We start from the raw sequence: 17,119 nt of genomic DNA on the forward strand, positions 1-17,119 counted from the left end.
CAAGCAAGCACATGAAGGTATGGCACATTCTCAAATCACATGGTAATGTGCGCGCCATCCCTGATGAATAGGAAGGATTTCCCGACTTTGGAACCAGAACATAAGCTGGATAGCCGCACTTTTCCTTTGATGAAACGCATCATCATCGAAAATGTGTTGCCCTATAAAACGCAATTGATCATCGCCCTGATTTTCATGGCCGTCTCGTCGGCTTCCGCCGCACTCAGTATGTGGTTGCTGAAACCGGTTGTGGACGAGATTTTCATTGCGAAAAACACAGATATGCTCTGGAGTGTCGGGGTCGGAATCATCTTCGTCTTTATCATCAAGGGCGTGTCCCAATTTGGGCAAGCCGCCACCATGTCGTGGATGGGCCTGCGCATTGTGACCGACCTTCAGGTGCGGCTCTATGACCATCTGATGAAGATGGACCTGTCCTTTTTCCATGCCAATCCCAGTGGCACGCTTGTCTCGCGCTTTATGACCGATGCGGTGTTGATGCGGAATACCGCAACCAAGGTGTTAACCAGCGCCGGTAAAGACGTGACCTTGTTAATCGGCATGATCGCGGTCATGTTGATCACCAACTGGCAGCTGGCGCTTTTTGCCCTGATCGTCTTTCCCATCACCATTGGTCCGGTCCTTAAGATCGGCAAGCGCATCCGTAAAGTCAGCACCAATACGCAGATCGAGTTTGGCAAAATCCTGACTTTCCTCACCCAGAGCATTTCCAGCGTGCGCCACGTTAAAGCCTATCGGATGGAACAGTATGAACGTGCCCAGATGCGCGGTCATACGGAAAATATCCGCCGACTGGTGTTTAAATCCGAACGCACGAAAGCCCTGAACTCCCCGATTATGGAGACGGTCATCGGTTTCACCGTCGCCTCCGTCATCGTCTATAGCGGTTATCAGGTCATCGACGGCGTCAAAACACCCGGTGACTTTTTCGCCTTCCTCGCCTCGGCCTTTAGTGCCTATGAGCCTGCAAAACGTCTGGCGCATTTAAACTCGGAAATGCAGGCCGGTCTTGCCGGCGCTGTGCGTCTGTTTAACCTACACGCCACTAAACCAAACATTAAAGACGCAGAAAATGCCCGTGATCTTGACGTGAAAGGAGGCGAGATTGCCTTTAACAATGTCAGCTTTAATTATGAGGACGGCACCGCCGCCCTGAAAGACGTCGACATCCACATCCCCGCAGGCAAAACCGTTGCGCTGGTCGGGCCAAGTGGCGCGGGCAAATCCACCGTGCTAAATCTGGTTCCACGTTTTTACAATATCAATGCGGGCAAAATCACCATTGATGGGCAGGATGTGGCGAGTGTCAAGCTGGGGTCTTTGCGCAAATCCTGCGCCCTTGTCAGTCAGGAAACCGTGTTGTTTGACGATACCGTGCGCGCCAATATCGCCTATGGTAAAATCGATGCCACGGAAGACGAAATCATCGCTGCCGCCAAACATGCTGCCGCCCACGACTTTATCATGGCCCTGCCGGAAGGGTATGACACAGTTGTCGGGGAAGACGGGGTGAAACTGTCCGGCGGTCAGCGCCAACGTGTCTCCATCGCGCGTGCCATGTTGAAAAATTCCCCGATCCTGTTGCTGGATGAAGCCACCTCCGCCCTTGATACGGAGAGCGAGCGCAAAGTCCAAAACGCCTTGCAAGAATTGATGAAGGATCGCACCACTCTGGTCATCGCCCACCGCTTGTCCACCGTGGTTGATGCGGACCTGATCTATGTCATCGACAAAGGGCAAGTTGCCGAACAGGGCACCCACAGCCAATTGATTCAGCAAGACGGTATCTACGCGAAACTGTACGCCATGCAATTTAGTGAAGAAGAGACGCAAAAGGCATGAAACTGATTAAATCCCTGACAAAATCCAATGGATTTCGCAGCTTCCTCTGCTGGGTCGGGGCGCAGTATATCCGCTTGGTCTATCTAACAGGCACTTGGCAGGTAATTAACGGGGACACCCCGCAACAGTTTTGGGATGAAGATAAGCCCTTCATCCTTGCCTTTTGGCATGGGCGCATCCTGTTGATGCCCTATTGCTGGAACCGCAAAAAAAATATCCACATGCTGATTTCCCAACACCGTGATGGGCAACTGATCGCCAAGACGGTGGGGCATTTTGGTATCCAGACCGTTGAAGGATCAACCTCCAAAGGCGGAGTGCAGGCGCTGCGCACCATGTTAAAAGCGCTTAAGGGCGGGGAAAGTATCGGCATTACGCCCGATGGACCGCGCGGACCGCGCATGCGGGCCAGCAACGGCATTGTCAGTGTCGCTAAAATGTCCGGCGTCCCTGTGCTGACCTGCGCGTTTGGCACCACAAAACGCAAGCACTTGCGCAGTTGGGACCGTTTTTGCCTTGCGCTTCCCTTTAGCAAAGGTGTCTTTGTCTGGGGTGATCCCATCCATGTGCCCAAAAAAGCAGATGCGGACGAGCTTTTGGCTTACCAGCAACAGATTGAAGACAGCCTCACCACTGTGCAAAATACCTGCGACGAAATGACAGGGCATCCGCCAGTGGAGGCGGCATGATCTATTCTCTCTATCGCCTGACCACAACTCTTGCCGCGCCCTTGATCTCGCGCTACCTGCAAAAACGATTGGCCAAAGGCAAGGAAGACCCGACACGGTTTAACGAACGCCTCGGCATCGCCAGCCAAGCGCGCCTTGATGGGCTGGTGCTGTGGCTACATGGCGCCAGTGTAGGCGAAGCAATTTCGCTCTTGCCCTTGATTGATCACTTACAAAAAAATGCGCCTGCCTACCGTATTTTAATGACCACCGGCACCGTCACCTCCGCTGAACTCATGGCAAAACGACTGCCGCAAGGGGTGATCCATCAGTTTGTGCCCGTGGATCGCTTGCCCTATGTGCGTGCCTTCCTTGATCACTGGCGACCGGATGTGGCCTTTTGGGCAGAAAGCGAACTTTGGCCCAACTTATTGTGTGAAAGCCACAAGCGCGGGACAAAAATGGCGCTGATCAATGCCCGTATGTCGGAAAAGTCCCTTAGAAATTGGCAGCGCGTGGGTGGTTTTGCAAAAAAACTGCTGTCCACCTTTGATCTCTTCCTCGCCCAGACGGAAAAAGACGCTGAAAATTATCGCACCCTTGGCGCCCAAAATGTCACCTGTGTCGGGAACCTGAAATACGCGTCGCCCGATCTGCCCTGTGACGATCAAGACCTCGCTGCCCTTCAAGCCCTCACCACGGATCGCGCTGTGTGGCTAGCCGCCAGCACCCATCACGGCGATGAAACGTTGGTAGGCCGTGTCCATCAACAGGTCAAACAAGATCACCCCACCCTGTTGACCCTAATCGCACCGCGCCATCCCAACCGCGCCGATGAGATTGAGGCCGACCTCAACGCCCAAGGCTTACATGTCGCCCGACGATCCAAGGGCCAGCAGCCGGATGCGCAAACCGATATCTACCTCTGTGACACCATGGGGGAGATGGGTCTGTTTTATCGCCTCTCCCCCATCGTGTTTATGGGGAAATCCCTTGCGCCCCTTGGCGGGCAAAATCCGCTGGAGCCTGCACGACTGGACTGCGCGTTGTTATGTGGCCCCTATATGACCAACTTCCCGGAGATCATGACCCGCTTTGAAGAGGTTGACGCCATCACGATTGTTAAAGATGAAGGGGAGCTCGCCACACAGGTCAACCAACTTCTCAGCCATCCAGCACAGGCCAACGCCTTGGCAGAACGGGCCAAACAGGTTGCCTATGGGGAAGCTGCGGCCTTGGATCGTATCTATGAGGCCCTGAATAAGACCTTTTCTCTGGACCAACGGGGGCGAGAATGAAAGCACCTGCCTTCTGGTCCCATGGTCAAACGTCCTGTTACGCCAAACTCTTGGCCCCGCTGTCCTGCCTCTATAACCAGATCACCACATCACGCGCCAATCGACTTGCGGACTTTAAAGCCGACATTCCGGTCATTTGCATCGGCAACCTGACCATGGGTGGGGCAGGCAAAACGCCGACAGCCATTGCCCTCTGTAAGATGTTGCGTCGTCTTGGTAAAAATCCGGCCTTTCTCTCGCGCGGCTATGGCGGCAGCCTCACCGGTCCGGTCTTCGTCACCACTGCCCACAAGGCTGTAGAAGTCGGCGATGAACCTTTATTGCTGCGCCAACATGCCCCGGTCTGCGTATCTCAAAACCGCATTGACGGTGCCAAGGCCTTGGTGGCACATGGGGCAGATATCATCATTATGGACGATGGCTTCCAGAACCCGCACTTGCATAAAGACCTGTCACTCATTGTCATTGATGGCGGCTTTGGGCATGGCAACGAACGCGTCTTCCCCGCCGGACCTTTGCGCGAAAGTCTACAAAACGGCCTAGGCCGCACGGACCTTGCCATCCTGATCGGGGATGATGCAACGGGTACAACCGAGCGATTACACCAGATCAAACCGGATTTGCCGATCCTGAAGGCCCATATTCGCGCCGAAGAGAATCCGGTGCTACGAGAGCGCCCCTGCCTTGCCTTTGCCGGGATCGGACGACCGGAGAAGTTTTTTGATACCCTCAACCAACAGGGCCTCAACCTTGTTGGGACAGAAGCGTTCAGCGACCACCACCTCTTTCACGCAAACGAAATTAACAGTTTGAAAGAAAAGGCAAAAAATAGTGGGGCCACCCTCGTCACCACCGAAAAAGATTTCGTGCGCTTGCCCCCCGCCTTACAGGACGGGATCGAAACCCTTAAAATCACACTGGATTTTGAACAAGCCGACATGCTAAACGAACACTTAAAACAATATTGAGTCTTGAGTGATGCGCGCGACCATTCAAAAGTACATTTCCCACCCGTTCCAAGCTGCTGTCGTTCATACAGTTTTCTTTCTTGTGGCCCTTATCCCGCTTGATTTGGCCTCGGCCCTTGGCGGCTGGGTGGCCCGTACCTTCGGCCCCCTGACCAAAGTCAACAAGTTGGCAAAGGACAATCTGGAGCGCGCCTTCCCCGAAAAATCAGCCGAGGATATCCAGCAGATTTTAACGGGCGTTTGGGACAACATCGGACGTACCGCGTTTGAAATTCCACATATTCCAAAAATCAATATCTACGATCAACCGGATCGTTTTGAAATTGTCGGCGAAGAATATATCAACCTCCTGCGTGATGACGGGATCTGCGGCATTTTCTTTTCTGCCCATTTGGCAAACTGGGAATTTTTGCCCCGATCTGTCGCCCAGGCAACCCCGCCGTTACCGGTCGATCTGATCTATCGCGCCCCTGACAACCCGTGGGTTGGCTCTATCTTTGAAAAGCGTAATCCGGAAGGCTGTGGCCTGATCCCCAAGGGGATTAAGGGCGCACGCATGTCCATGGACCATCTGAAAAAGGGCGGTCATCTTGCCTTGCTGGTGGATCAGAAAATGAATGACGGGATTGCGGTGCCCTTCTTCGGGCGCGACGCTATGACCGCCCCTGCCATGGCCCAGTTTGCCTTGCGCTATAAATGCCCACTGGTCCCCGTTCGGATCGTGCGCACCAAAGGCGCAAACTTTAAAATCATCTTTACCGCCCCACTGGACGTTACCGAAACGGACAATCGCAAAGACGATATCCTAAAGATTATGACAGAGGTCAATCAGGTCATTGAAGGCTGGGTGCGTGAACATCCGGACCAGTGGCTGTGGCTGCATCGCCGCTGGCCCAAAGACTAATCACATTAGCCCAACAGCTTTTTAATGGAAATCGCCAGATCATCCGCTGAAAACGGCTTGGTCAGCGCATCATCGGCCCCTAAGGAGCGCGCAAAGGTCAGGGGATCAAATTCCTGTTTATCATAGCCTGTCATGGCAATGATCTTGATGCCTTCGTGGCATTTTCGGATCGCACCAATGGTTTCAAAGCCATCCATCTCCGGCATAAAAATATCCAGCAGGACCAGATCAAACGCATGGATTTGCATCTGTTTTAAAGCTTCTTCGCCATTTTCGGAAACATCCACGTAAAAGTCTTTCGCCCGCAACACTTCGGACATGGCAAGACAGATATCCGGATCGTCATCCACAATTAAAATTCGGTTCATTTTGGTTTTCACATCGACACTCTTTGACGGTGCCCATGACCCCTATTTTTCTAACGCTTGGCCCTATTTGAGCAATAAAAGAGGGTCCATTGCAACATTTTTCAGACTCACCCCCCAATGGAGGTGCGGTCCTGTTGCCCGCCCGCTTTGTCCGATTTTACCCACCGGATCGCCTTTTTTAACTTTTTGACCTTCTTTCACAAGAATTTCATTCATGTGGATATAGATGGATTGCAGTCCAAAACCATGATCAATCATGACCGTTTTGCCCATCAGATACATATCTTCATGCTTTAAGGAAATCACACCATCGGCACTGGCTGTGATCAATGTGCCTACGGGGGCTGCGATGTCCACGCCTTTGTGTGGGCTGCGCGGCTTCCCGTTTAAAATCCGTTGAGAGCCAAAAACGCCTGAGATACGGCCCTTTGCCGGCCAATCAAAGCCTGAGGCAAAAAAAGTTTCATCGCTCACCTTCAGGCGGGCTTCTTTTACCGCTGTATTATCTGCGATAATCCGTTTGGTCGCTTCCGGATTCGGTGTGACTTTCGTTTTCGGCAATCCATCAATGCGTGAAATTTTATAGTCCTGCTTTTCAATCTGCAGGGTTTCACTGGCCTGCTGCCCATCAGGATAGGTGATCAAAAGCTGGCTTTGTGGCTCCGCCAGACGTCCGAACCCCAACAGAAACAGCCCGTCCTTGGACACTTTCACCGTTGTTTTATCCAACTGCACCTGACTGCCGGGCGTCACCGTCCCGTAAATCAGACCGCCCTGCTTCAAAGCCCCATTTAGGGAATAGCTATTGGCCTGTGCCTGAACGCTAAGAAAGCCCGCGACCAATAAGATCACAAATCCAAAGAACGCGGCGCGCGCTGCATTAAAAAACATCAAAACAAACTTCCTTGTTCCGGTGACGGTGATTTTTTACGGGGGGCCGCTTTAGGTTTTGGCTTCGGTTTCGGGGCGACCCGTTGCGGTGTCGGGGTCGCGGTTGGCACGACGCCCTCCCCATTCACCAAAACATCCAGTTTATTGTCCCCGCCAAACTGGATCGACAGTTCCTGCCCGATATTCAAACCGGTGGGTGAGGTCACCGCACTTCCTTCATTATCCGTGACCAGCGCAAAACCACGATCCAGCACGCTTTTGTAGGAATAACTTTCCAGCAACGCTGACAGACTGGACAGCTTTTGTGTGGAGCGTTGGATCGAATCGTCCACCGCCTTGCGACGCACCAAGGCACTCGTGCGGTCATACTGACTGTGCTTGCGCTGTAACAGGGATTGATAGGCGCTCATCAAGGATTGCGTGCGACCCAACAAACGTTCTTGCGCATTCTGAATCTGTTGGCCCGGTGCGGGAATTTTGGAGGCCAATTGTTCGACGCGCATGCCTTGGCGCTGCAACAGGTTTTGGACGGAATTGTCCAAGCGTTCCACCCGATCATCCAGCCGCAATGTCATATCTTCGACCATGCGCTGTGGGTTGGGGATGGCACGCGCAGCGGATTTGACCCGCAGATTGCGCTCATCCATCAAGCGGTTCATGGCAGACACAAGACGGGTGCTGTCATCCATCACTTGGGCGAGCAATTCCATGCGCACAGGCACCGCCATCTCTGCGGCGGCTGTCGGGGTGGGGGCGCGACGATCTGAAGCATAATCGATCAAGGTCGTATCGGTTTCGTGCCCGACCGCAGAAATCAGCGGAATGTCACTTTCTGCCGCTGCACGCACGACAATTTCTTCGTTAAACGACCATAAATCTTCCAACGACCCACCGCCACGCGCAACGATCAACAGGTCAGGGCGCGGGACACCTTGCGTGCCGTCAATACTGTTAAAAGCGCGAATACCTTGGGCAACCTGTTCGGCAGCGCCTTTGCCTTGCACCAGACAGGGCCACAGCAAGACATGACGCGGGAAACGATCGTTCAAGCGATGCATAATATCGCGGATCACCGCCCCGGTTGGGGAAGTCACAATGCCGATAACTTTGGGCAAAAACGGGATCGGTTTTTTGCGTTCCGGTGCAAACAGGCCTTCGGCTGCCAATTTGCGCTTCAAATCTTCCAGTAGCTTCAGCAAGGCGCCTTCGCCCGCAAGCTCCATCGATTCGATCACCAATTGGTATTTAGAACGTCCCGGAAAAGTGGTCAAACGGCCTTTACAGATAACCTCCATCCCGTCTTGGGGACGTAAATCCATCTTGGCGGCTGCCCCTTTCCAACAGACAGCATCCATCACCGCGTTTTCATCCTTCAGGCCCAGATACCAATGACCGGACGTCGCGCGTTTAAAACCGGATATTTCACCGCGTACACGAACAAGGGAAAAAGCGTCTTCGACCGTGCGCTTCAAGGCACCGGACAGTTCAGATACACTCAGGATCGGTTGATTATGTTGCCCCGGTGTGTCAAATGCGTCTGCAAAAGGGTTGTCACTCATGGGGGTCAATATGGTACAAGTCTGCCAAATTGTGAACAGCAAATATGGGAAGTCCTCATGAAAGTACTCGTCATTGGTTCCGGTGGGCGTGAACACGCCTTGTGTTGGGCCATCGCCAAGTCTGCAAAACTCAGCAAACTCTACTGTGCACCGGGCAATGCGGGCATCAGGGATGTCGCGGACTGTGTCAATATTGGCGCAGAAGATGTCGACGCCTTGGTGGATTTTGCCACAGACAACGCCATCGACCTTGTGGTCGTCGGCCCCGAAGCCCCGCTGGTCCTTGGTGTGGTCGATAAACTTGAAGCCAAGGGCATTAAAACCTTCGGCCCCAGTGCCGCCGCGTCCGTCCTTGAAGGGTCCAAAGGCTTTATGAAAGACATGTGCGCCAAAGCAGGCGTGCCGACCGCCGCCTATGGTCGCTTTACAGACGCGGAAAAAGCCAAAGACTTTATCCGTGAAAACGGCGCCCCCATCGTTGTCAAAACCGATGGTCTGGCAGCCGGTAAAGGCGTGATCATCTGCCAAAGCGTTGACGAAGCCCTTAAGGCCGTTGACGACATGATGGGCGACAAAATCTTTGGCGATGCGGGCAGCGAGATCGTGGTCGAGGATTTCCTTGAAGGTGAAGAATGTAGCTTCTTTGCCCTTGTAGACGGGGAACGTGCTTTGCCGCTGGCCGCCGCGCAAGATCACAAGGCCGCTTATGATGGCGATAAGGGTCCCAACACAGGCGGGATGGGTGCCTATTCCCCGACCCCGATTGCGACGCCTGAGATTTGCGATAAAATCATGGAAACCGCGATCACACCGCTGATCAAAACCATGGCGAAAGAAGGTTGCCCTTATAAAGGTGTGCTGTTCTGCGGCCTGATGGTCAAAGACGGTGTGCCAACGGTGCTGGAATATAACATCCGCTTTGGCGACCCGGAATGTCAGGTCCTGATGATGCGTTGGAAGTCCGACGTCTTAGAAGCCCTGCAAGCCGCCGCAGAAGGTCGTCTGGACGATATCAGCCTGGAGTGGCATGACGAAACCGCCATGGTCGTCGTCATGGCCGCAAACGGCTATCCCGGCTCTTACGAAAAAGGCACCGAGATTAAGAATATCGCCGCTGCCAATGAGATCGACAAAGCCTATGTCTTCCATGCCGGCACAAAGGCCGAGGGCGACAAAATTCTCGCCACAGGGGGCCGTGTCCTCGGTGTCACAGGTCGCGGGACAAGCGTGATCGAAGCCCAGACAACCACCTATAAAGCGGTTGATACCATCGATTGGGCCGAAGGCTTCTGCCGTCGCGATATCGGTTGGCGCGCAGTTGAGCGTGAGCGCCAGAATACATAAAATTAGAAGTGCCTTATGTACTTTGTATTTCCTAGCCATAAAGCAAGTTTTGCGCTTGCTTTATGGCAGGTTTGTGACTAGTTTACCGCGCTGTTCAACACCATAACAGCAGATGATTTTAGGCCCAACCAGACTAGAATTAGAATAATTATAACAATAAAACCCGATAAAATAAGCGGGTATTTGAGAAACTATGTATCGGACGACGTCATGCTCACACATAAGGTAAGAGTATTCTTGATGGCGGGCGGCCTCTTTTTAGGGGCGGCAATGCCCGTACATGGGCAAAATTTGTCGGATACGCCTTCCCTCCATGTGGATGAGCCGATCCGCCCGATCCCCTTATCCCATGAGGTCGATGCCAAAAAAGTCGCGTTAGGGGATCGCCTTTTTCATGAAACGCTCTTATCCGGTGACAATACCGTCAGCTGCGCCACCTGCCACATCATTGATAATTACGGCGTAGATAACCAGAAAGTCTCCGCCGGGATCGAGGGCAAGAGCGGAACGGTCAATTCCCCCACCGTGATGAACAGCCGCTTTAATTTTGCCCAGTTCTGGGATGGCCGTGCTGCCAACTTGCAAGAACAGGCCAAGGGTCCGGTGACAAACCCTATTGAGATGGGCGCGGTCTGGGAAGATGTGATCACGAAACTGCAGGGCGAACCGGAATATGCCCAAGCCTTTAGCGACCTCTACGAAGACGACATCACGCCCGACACGATCACCGATGCGATCCAGCATTACGAATATACGCTAAACACCGTCAATTCCCCTTTTGACCAATATCTGCGCGGCAATGACGACGCCATTAGTGACCAGCAAAAACGCGGCTATTCCCTGTTTAAGGAATTTGGCTGCGTCGCCTGTCATCAGGGAATCAATGTCGGCGGCAATATGTACCAACGCATGGGGGCATTCATCCCCTATTTTAATAAAGAAAACACAAATTCCAAAGACGACCTCGGCAGGTACAACGTCACCAAAAATGAACGCGATCTGCATGTCTTTAAAGTCCCCAGCCTGCGCGTTGCCGCCCATACAGCACCCTATTTTCACGACGGCAGTGTCGCCACACTGGAAGAGGCGATCAACATCATGGCGCGCTATCAGCTCGGACACGATATCACCCTTCAGGAAAACAAAGACATTCAGGCCTTTATTCAGTCCCTGAGTGGCGCGTATATCAAGGCCGCCGAATGAAGTCCTCCCAACTGATTGCCCTGCTTTTTGTCGGGATGGCCTTAACCATTGCGCTGACCTTTCATCTGTTCAAGTCTGAAACTGATGAAATCAATAGCCTTGCGCAGACCATTCAAATCGCCCAGAAAGTCAAATATCTGGATACCAAACTGAATGAAGATGCCCTCAAGGCCGCTAGCTTTAAGCTGGTGCATTTTGACAGTCTGGTCAAAACCGTTCAGTCCCTGACACTTGCGCGCACTCAACTGAACCAGTTTGTCACTGACATCCCCGACAAAACCCGTCCGGCCCTCGGTGAACAGATTCACAATCTGATCCTTGAAACCGACTATCGGATTGAATTGATCGAGCAGTTGAAATCCAAAGTCGCCCTAGCGCGCAATTCCAGCAATTATCTGCTGAGCAGTTTGCGCGCCCGCACCAACCTGCTCTCAACCGAAATTCGCGATCTGTCGATCCGCACCTTGAATGATTTGCAAGGCTATCAGATTTTCCCGACTCCACAGCGTCTGCAATCGGCACAAGACATTCTTGCGCGCCTAAAAGAGATCGTCGCCATTTCCTCCACCGGTAAGGCGGTTGAAAACCTGTTGCGCCATATGGATGTCAGCTTTGCCGCTGCGCAAGACATTTCCATGATCCAGACAGAACTGTTGCAGAAAAACAGTCAACAAACCATCGATCAACTGATCACCACCTTGCAAACCGTTCAAATGAGCCGTTCCAACACAACCAACGGCTATCTGTTTTTGCTGCTGATCGTTGCAATGATGATTTTCATGGCGTTGGCCTATGCGGTCCTTAAATGGCATCAAGCCAGCGAAAAGTCCCACAAAAATGCACAACTCTTTGAAGATGCAGCCTCCAGTATGTCCGAAGGCTTTGCCTTTTTCGGGCCGGACGACAAACTGATCTTCTGGAATGCGACCTTCGAGCGACTGTATAAAGCGTTGGGCGAACGCCTCAAACGCGGCATGAGTCTTGAAGAATTCCGCGCAGCGCAAAAAGAAACCGAACATCTGGTGCAACGCGAAGCCCAGCCTGATGGCAGCTATCTTGATCTCACAAAGTCCGGCCAATGGATTTTAAGTTCCAACACCCCCATGAGCCATGGCGGTCGCGCCCTTGTGCGCGTGGACCTGACCGAACAAAAACGCACCCAAAACCAATTACAACTGGCCGCCACCGTCTTTCAAACAGCCTCCGAAGCCATGATGGTGACCAATGACAACAATATCATCGAGATGGTCAACCCAGCCTTTAGCCAAATTACCGGCTACACAGAAGACGAAGTGATCGGCAAGACCCCGCAAATCCTGAGTTCCGGTCGTCATGATGAGGCCTATTACCGTCAGATGTTTGAAGAGTTGCAAACCTCCGGCACCTGGCAGGGGGAAATCTGGAACCGGCGCAAAAATGGCGAAATTTATCCAGAGTGGCTGTCCATTACCACCATTCATGATGACGATGGCGGCATGGTCAAGCGTGTCTCCCTCTTTACCGACATCACCAGCCGTAAAAAGTCAGAAGAACGTATTCACTATCAGGCGAATTACGATTCTCTGACCGATTTGCCAAACCGCAATCTCTTTCGCGATCGTTTGACCCAATCGTTAAACCTTGCCAAGCGCAACGATCAACGGGTTGCCCTGTTCTTCCTTGATATTGATAACTTTAAGCATATCAACGATACACTCGGCCATATCATCGGGGATGAACTGCTGCGCCATGTGGCAGACCGCTTGCGCTCGCTATTTCGCAACAGTGACACCATTGCCCGCCTCAGCGGGGATGAATTTATCATCATCATCAACGAAGCCAATACGGATACCGGCGTCAAACTGCTGCTGGATCGGGTGCTGGAATGTCTCAGTCTGCCCTATGTGCTGGATGGCAACACGACCTATACCTCGGTTTCCGTTGGGGCGACCTTCTATCCTGATGATGCAACCACCGTTGATAGTTTGCTGCAAAACGCAGATGCCGCCATGTTCAAGGCCAAGGACTTGGGCCGCAACACCTATTGCTTCTTCACGCCGGAAATGAATTCGCGCGCACAAGAACGCCACGACATGGAAGTTGCCCTGCACAAAGCCATGGAAAAAGGTCACTTCGTCCTGCACTATCAACCGATCATCGACCCGCAGACCCAAACCGTCAAAACAACCGAATCGCTGGTGAGGTGGGAATGTCCTGAACGGGGTCTCGTGTCCCCCGGCAAATTTATCCCAGTGGCTGAAGACACCGGCCTGATCGTCCCCATGGGCGAGTGGATTTTAAGACAGGCCTGTTTTGATGCTGCCCAATGGGTCCATGAAGACGGGCTGGATATTGGCGTTAGCGTCAACCTGTCCAGCCGCCAATTCCAACGCAGCGATATTGTCAAAATTGTTGCCGACACATTGGCCCAAACCGGCCTGCCTGCCGAAAAATTAACATTGGAAATTACCGAAAGTCTGTTGGTCGATGATGACAGCGACGTTTTAAACGTTCTGCGCCGCCTGCGCGACCTTGGGGTTCATCTCTCCATCGATGACTTCGGGACGGGCTATTCCTCGCTCAGTTACCTCAAACGCTTCCCGATCTCGACGCTAAAGATCGATCGATCTTTCATCAATGATGTCTTAAACGATCCGGAAGATGCCGCCCTCACTCAAGCCATCTTGTCCATGGCGCAAAGTCTGGGCTTGAAAGTGGTGGCTGAAGGCGTGGAAACCCAAGGTCAAAACGACTTCCTGAAAGAACGAAACTGCGACCTGATTCAGGGCTTCTTCTACAGCAAACCGCTACCACGTGACCAGCTCATGGAAAAAATCTACAGCCAAGAACTTAGAATCTAGCTTTTCTGTGGCCTGCTTCACCGATTGTTAAAGTTATCTATGTGATAAATAACAAAAAATGAGGTGAGGCATGCGTATTTCAATCGTCCTTTTGGCACTCTGGTGTCTATTCACATCCCCTGTGCAAGCTGCGGATATTACACAGGCCCGTTTCAGCCTGCCAACCGACAGCTACGACCATTGCGTGCTTGGGGATTGTACGGAATATAAGGCGGTTGAAGCCATTCTGGAAGATGGCTACATGCTGTCGTTCCGTCTCACTGACGACTCGGTCTTTGAAGATGTCACCCCGCGTCTGGTCCCCATGGGATTAAACGGCAAAAAAGCTATCCTCACCATCCGCAGCTACCCTGAAACAGGCGCTGCCCTTGTGTTGTTGGAAGTGCGCGGCGGAAAGTTAAAAATCACGGCAGAGAGCGAGCCCATCGGCACAGCACATCGCTGGCAAAACCCCATTGGGGCCGCAGACTTTGATCGAGATGGCAAAATCGAGATCGCAAGTGTCCATACGCCCCACCTGCATGGTGTCCTCACCCTTTATGAACGGCGCGGTAAAAAGCTGGTTATCGATAAACAGGCCCAAGCTTTTTCCAACCATCAGCCCGGCTCAGCACAACTGGACATGCACGAGATCATGAACTGGGATTTGGATAATATGCCCGATATCATCCTGCCCGACATCACGCGCACCACCCTGAAGGTCGTCAGCTTTAAAAGTGGAGAGGCCGAAATCATCGCCGAGAAAAAATTTAAAGCCCTGATTACCGGCCCGATCACCGCAGATAGCAGCGGGGTTGACGTGGTTTTGAGCGACGGCAATACCGAACATTGGTCAAGAAAATAAAACTGCCCCCTTGCGCAAATATATAAACACATCTAAATTATGAATACCTGTTCATATATTGATGTTAGATATGCAAATACGAAACGACCAACTCATCGAGCTTTCAGAAGTCTTCAAGCTTCTGGGTGACCCGACCCGTCTGGCAATTTTGATTGCCTGTATGGAAACCGAAAAAACCGTCGGCGAAATCGTTAAATTGACCAATGCGTCGCAATCGCTGGTCAGCCACCACCTGCGCCTGCTGCGTGGGGCCCGTTTGGTTAAACCCAGACGGGACGGACGCCACATGTTCTACCAAGCCCACGACGAACATATCGCCTGTACCCTGCGCGACATGATCGACCACGTGAATGAAGAAGAGGATATCGTATGAGTGCCGGATGTTCATCTTGTGCCAGCAGCCACACAAGCCCCGTAACCGATAAAACCTATCGCCGTATTTTATGGTTTGCCCTCATCAGCAATGGCGGCATGTTTCTGGTTGAACTGGTCGCGGGCGCTATTGGGCAATCGCTCTCGCTTGCAGCCGATGCCATGGACTTTTTCTCTGATGCGGCAAACTACGCCATTACCCTAGTGGTTCTTGGGATGCCTTTGGTGATCCGCTCGCGTGCTGCCTTGTTTAAAGGCATCTGTATGGGATTGGTCGGACTTTACGTCTTCTATACCTCCATTGACCATATCATTAATGACACGGTCCCGCGCGCAGATGTGATGGGGATCATCGGCTTCCTTGCTTTGCTGGTGAATGTGGTGGTTGCGATCCTGCTGTTTAAATTCCGCACCGGTGACGCCAACATGGAATCGATCTGGATTTGTTCGAGAAACGATGCCATTGGCAACATTGCGGTTATGGCAGCCGGTGCCGGGGTCTGGGCCTCGACAACAGGCTGGCCGGATATCATCGTCGGTCTTGGCATTGCCGGATTGGGCTTTTGGGGCGCGATCCAGATCATCGGAAAAGCACGCCATGAATTGCGCGACGCACAAAAGTAACTGGACAAATCTCTCAATTTTCAGTATGTAAACCCCACGAAAAACAGGAGCGTCACGTAAAAATGTTTTACGATATGAACATCACGTCTAAACAAAAGACCACCGCAACGGCGTTTGCGGGTGATGTTGCGTGCACGCTCCACACCGCTACGAAGACGACCAAGACAACAACAACGACCAAAGTGTTGCTTGTGAGGACTTAGTATACGGATCGTATATTCAAAAAAAGGCCTCGCGGGTGAACCGCTTAGGGCCTTTTTTCGTATGTGCGTACAACCCCTAAGCAAAAACCGAAGGCCACAGATTAAAAAGGAAGATACAAATGGGCTATAAAGTCGCAGTCATGGGTGCAACCGGTAACGTCGGTCGTGAAATGCTCCAAATCATGGCAGAACGCAAATTCCCTGCTGATGAAGTGGTAGCACTTGCCTCTCGTCGTTCTGTCGGGCGCGAAATTTCTTACGGTGAAGACGCAATCCTAAAGGTTCAGGATCTGGACACTTATGATTTCACCGGGACTGACATTGTCTTGTCCTCCCCAGGTGGCGCCATATCTGCAAAATACTCGCCGCGTGCAGCGGAAGCTGGTGCGGTTGTTGTGGATAACACCTCTCACTTCCGTATGGACCCGGATATTCCGCTGGTCGTGCCAGAAGTAAACCCGGAAGCCATCGCGGACTATAAAAAGAAAGGCATTATTGCCAACCCGAACTGCTCGACAATTCAGATGATGGTTGCGCTGAAGCCCCTACACGAAGAATTTGGCATCGAACGCGTCATCGTTTCTACATACCAATCCGTTTCCGGTGGCGGTAAAGATGCGATGGACGAACTGTTTGAACAGACCAAAGGCATCTTTATGAACAAGCCTGCATCTGAAAACAAAAATATCTTCACAAAGCAGATCGCGTTCAACTGCATCCCGCACATCGACGTTTTCATGGACGATGGCGCGACTAAAGAAGAATGGAAGATGAAAGTCGAGACAGCAAAAATCCTCGACCCGAACATCAAAGTTCATGCAAACTGCTGTCGTGTACCGGCGTTTATTGGTCATGCTGAATATATCAACATCGAAACCAAAAAACCGATCGATATTGACCGTGCCCGCGAAGTTATGGCCGCACAAGACGGCCTGATCGTTGTGGATCACCGCGCCGACGAAGGCTATGTGACTCAGGTTGAATGTGCAGGTGAAGATGCGACTTATGTCTCTCGTCTGCGGAAAGACGACACTGTTGAAAACGGCATGTCTTTCTGGTGTGTGTCCGACAACCTGCGTAAAGGCGCAGCCCTGAACACAGTTCAGATTGCAGAAGTACTGGTTCGTGACCACCTGAAAAAATAAGTCTTAACGGCTCGTTTTTAAAAAG

15 protein-coding genes are annotated in these 17,119 nt (G+C 52.2%); 12 read left to right on the plus strand and 3 right to left on the minus strand.

From position 1 onward, the window contains the following. Window positions 1–87 precede the first annotated feature (87 nt). Genes Q397_RS0111455 through Q397_RS0111475 form a run of 5 tightly spaced genes read left to right on the plus strand, consistent with a single transcriptional unit; the run spans window position 88 to window position 5,701 of the window. On the plus strand, window positions 88–1,863 hold the full coding sequence (locus Q397_RS0111455) for an ABC transporter ATP-binding protein (RefSeq protein WP_240475065.1): 1,776 nt from the start codon (window positions 88–90) through the stop codon (window positions 1,861–1,863). Further along, window positions 1,860–2,552, plus strand: coding sequence for a lysophospholipid acyltransferase family protein (locus Q397_RS22165; RefSeq protein ID WP_038013639.1), 693 nt, complete (start codon window positions 1,860–1,862; stop codon window positions 2,550–2,552). Before Q397_RS0111455 ends, Q397_RS22165 begins: the two co-directional genes overlap by 4 nt. Next, a complete protein-coding gene (locus tag Q397_RS22170) occupies window positions 2,549–3,829 on the plus strand; it encodes a 3-deoxy-D-manno-octulosonic acid transferase (RefSeq protein WP_038013642.1) in 1,281 nt (426 codons plus the stop codon). The genes Q397_RS22165 and Q397_RS22170 overlap by 4 nt, the downstream gene beginning before the upstream one ends. Next, complete coding sequence (gene lpxK / locus Q397_RS0111470; protein WP_028879548.1) at window positions 3,826–4,797, plus strand: tetraacyldisaccharide 4'-kinase; 972 nt, start codon at window positions 3,826–3,828, stop codon at window positions 4,795–4,797. The genes Q397_RS22170 and lpxK overlap by 4 nt, the downstream gene beginning before the upstream one ends. 10 nt (window positions 4,798–4,807) lie before the next feature. After that, window positions 4,808–5,701 carry a lysophospholipid acyltransferase family protein gene (locus tag Q397_RS0111475; RefSeq protein WP_028879549.1) on the plus strand — a complete coding sequence of 298 codons (894 nt, stop codon included), beginning with the start codon at window positions 4,808–4,810 and terminating at the stop codon, window positions 5,699–5,701. Window positions 5,702–5,706: 5 nt separating this feature from the next. On the opposite strand, the gene Q397_RS0111480 is transcribed toward Q397_RS0111475, so the two are convergent. From Q397_RS0111480 to xseA, 3 genes are all read right to left on the minus strand, one after another. After that, a complete protein-coding gene (locus tag Q397_RS0111480; RefSeq protein WP_028879550.1) occupies window positions 5,707–6,069 on the minus strand; it encodes a response regulator transcription factor in 363 nt (120 codons plus the stop codon). Window positions 6,070–6,132: 63 nt separating this feature from the next. Next, a complete protein-coding gene (locus Q397_RS0111485) occupies window positions 6,133–6,960 on the minus strand; it encodes a M23 family metallopeptidase (RefSeq protein ID WP_051609945.1) in 828 nt (275 codons plus the stop codon). Then, window positions 6,960–8,519 (minus strand): exodeoxyribonuclease VII large subunit, encoded by a 1,560-nt coding sequence (gene xseA / locus Q397_RS22175; RefSeq protein ID WP_038013645.1) that lies wholly within the window; start codon window positions 8,517–8,519, stop codon window positions 6,960–6,962. Before xseA ends, Q397_RS0111485 begins: the two co-directional genes overlap by 1 nt. A gap of 57 nt (window positions 8,520–8,576) precedes the next feature. Between xseA and purD the strand changes: the two genes are divergently transcribed. The 7 genes from purD to Q397_RS0111530 all read left to right on the plus strand — a co-directional run bounded on the left by purD (window position 8,577) and on the right by Q397_RS0111530 (window position 17,094). Then, on the plus strand, window positions 8,577–9,863 hold the full coding sequence (gene purD, locus Q397_RS0111495; protein WP_028879552.1) for a phosphoribosylamine--glycine ligase: 1,287 nt from the start codon (window positions 8,577–8,579) through the stop codon (window positions 9,861–9,863). A gap of 210 nt (window positions 9,864–10,073) precedes the next feature. Beyond that, complete coding sequence (locus Q397_RS0111500) at window positions 10,074–11,066, plus strand: cytochrome-c peroxidase (RefSeq protein WP_028879553.1); 993 nt, start codon at window positions 10,074–10,076, stop codon at window positions 11,064–11,066. Beyond that, window positions 11,063–13,906 carry an EAL domain-containing protein gene (locus Q397_RS24165; RefSeq protein ID WP_051609946.1) on the plus strand — a complete coding sequence of 948 codons (2,844 nt, stop codon included), beginning with the start codon at window positions 11,063–11,065 and terminating at the stop codon, window positions 13,904–13,906. Before Q397_RS0111500 ends, Q397_RS24165 begins: the two co-directional genes overlap by 4 nt. Window positions 13,907–13,976: 70 nt before the next feature. Beyond that, complete coding sequence (locus Q397_RS24170) at window positions 13,977–14,750, plus strand: hypothetical protein (protein WP_051609947.1); 774 nt, start codon at window positions 13,977–13,979, stop codon at window positions 14,748–14,750. Window positions 14,751–14,820: 70 nt separating this feature from the next. Beyond that, window positions 14,821–15,123, plus strand: a complete 303-nt coding sequence (locus Q397_RS0111515) for an ArsR/SmtB family transcription factor (protein WP_038013682.1) — start codon at window positions 14,821–14,823, stop codon at window positions 15,121–15,123. Beyond that, window positions 15,120–15,746 (plus strand): cation efflux transmembrane domain-containing protein, encoded by a 627-nt coding sequence (locus tag Q397_RS0111520; RefSeq protein WP_028879555.1) that lies wholly within the window; start codon window positions 15,120–15,122, stop codon window positions 15,744–15,746. The genes Q397_RS0111515 and Q397_RS0111520 overlap by 4 nt, the downstream gene beginning before the upstream one ends. Before the next feature lie 322 nt (window positions 15,747–16,068). Next, window positions 16,069–17,094 (plus strand): aspartate-semialdehyde dehydrogenase, encoded by a 1,026-nt coding sequence (locus Q397_RS0111530; protein WP_028879556.1) that lies wholly within the window; start codon window positions 16,069–16,071, stop codon window positions 17,092–17,094. The last annotated feature ends 25 nt before the right edge of the window (window positions 17,095–17,119 follow it).

The organism is Terasakiella pusilla DSM 6293, assembly GCF_000688235.1.
GTDB classification, from domain to species: Bacteria; Pseudomonadota; Alphaproteobacteria; order Rhodospirillales; family Terasakiellaceae; genus Terasakiella; species Terasakiella pusilla.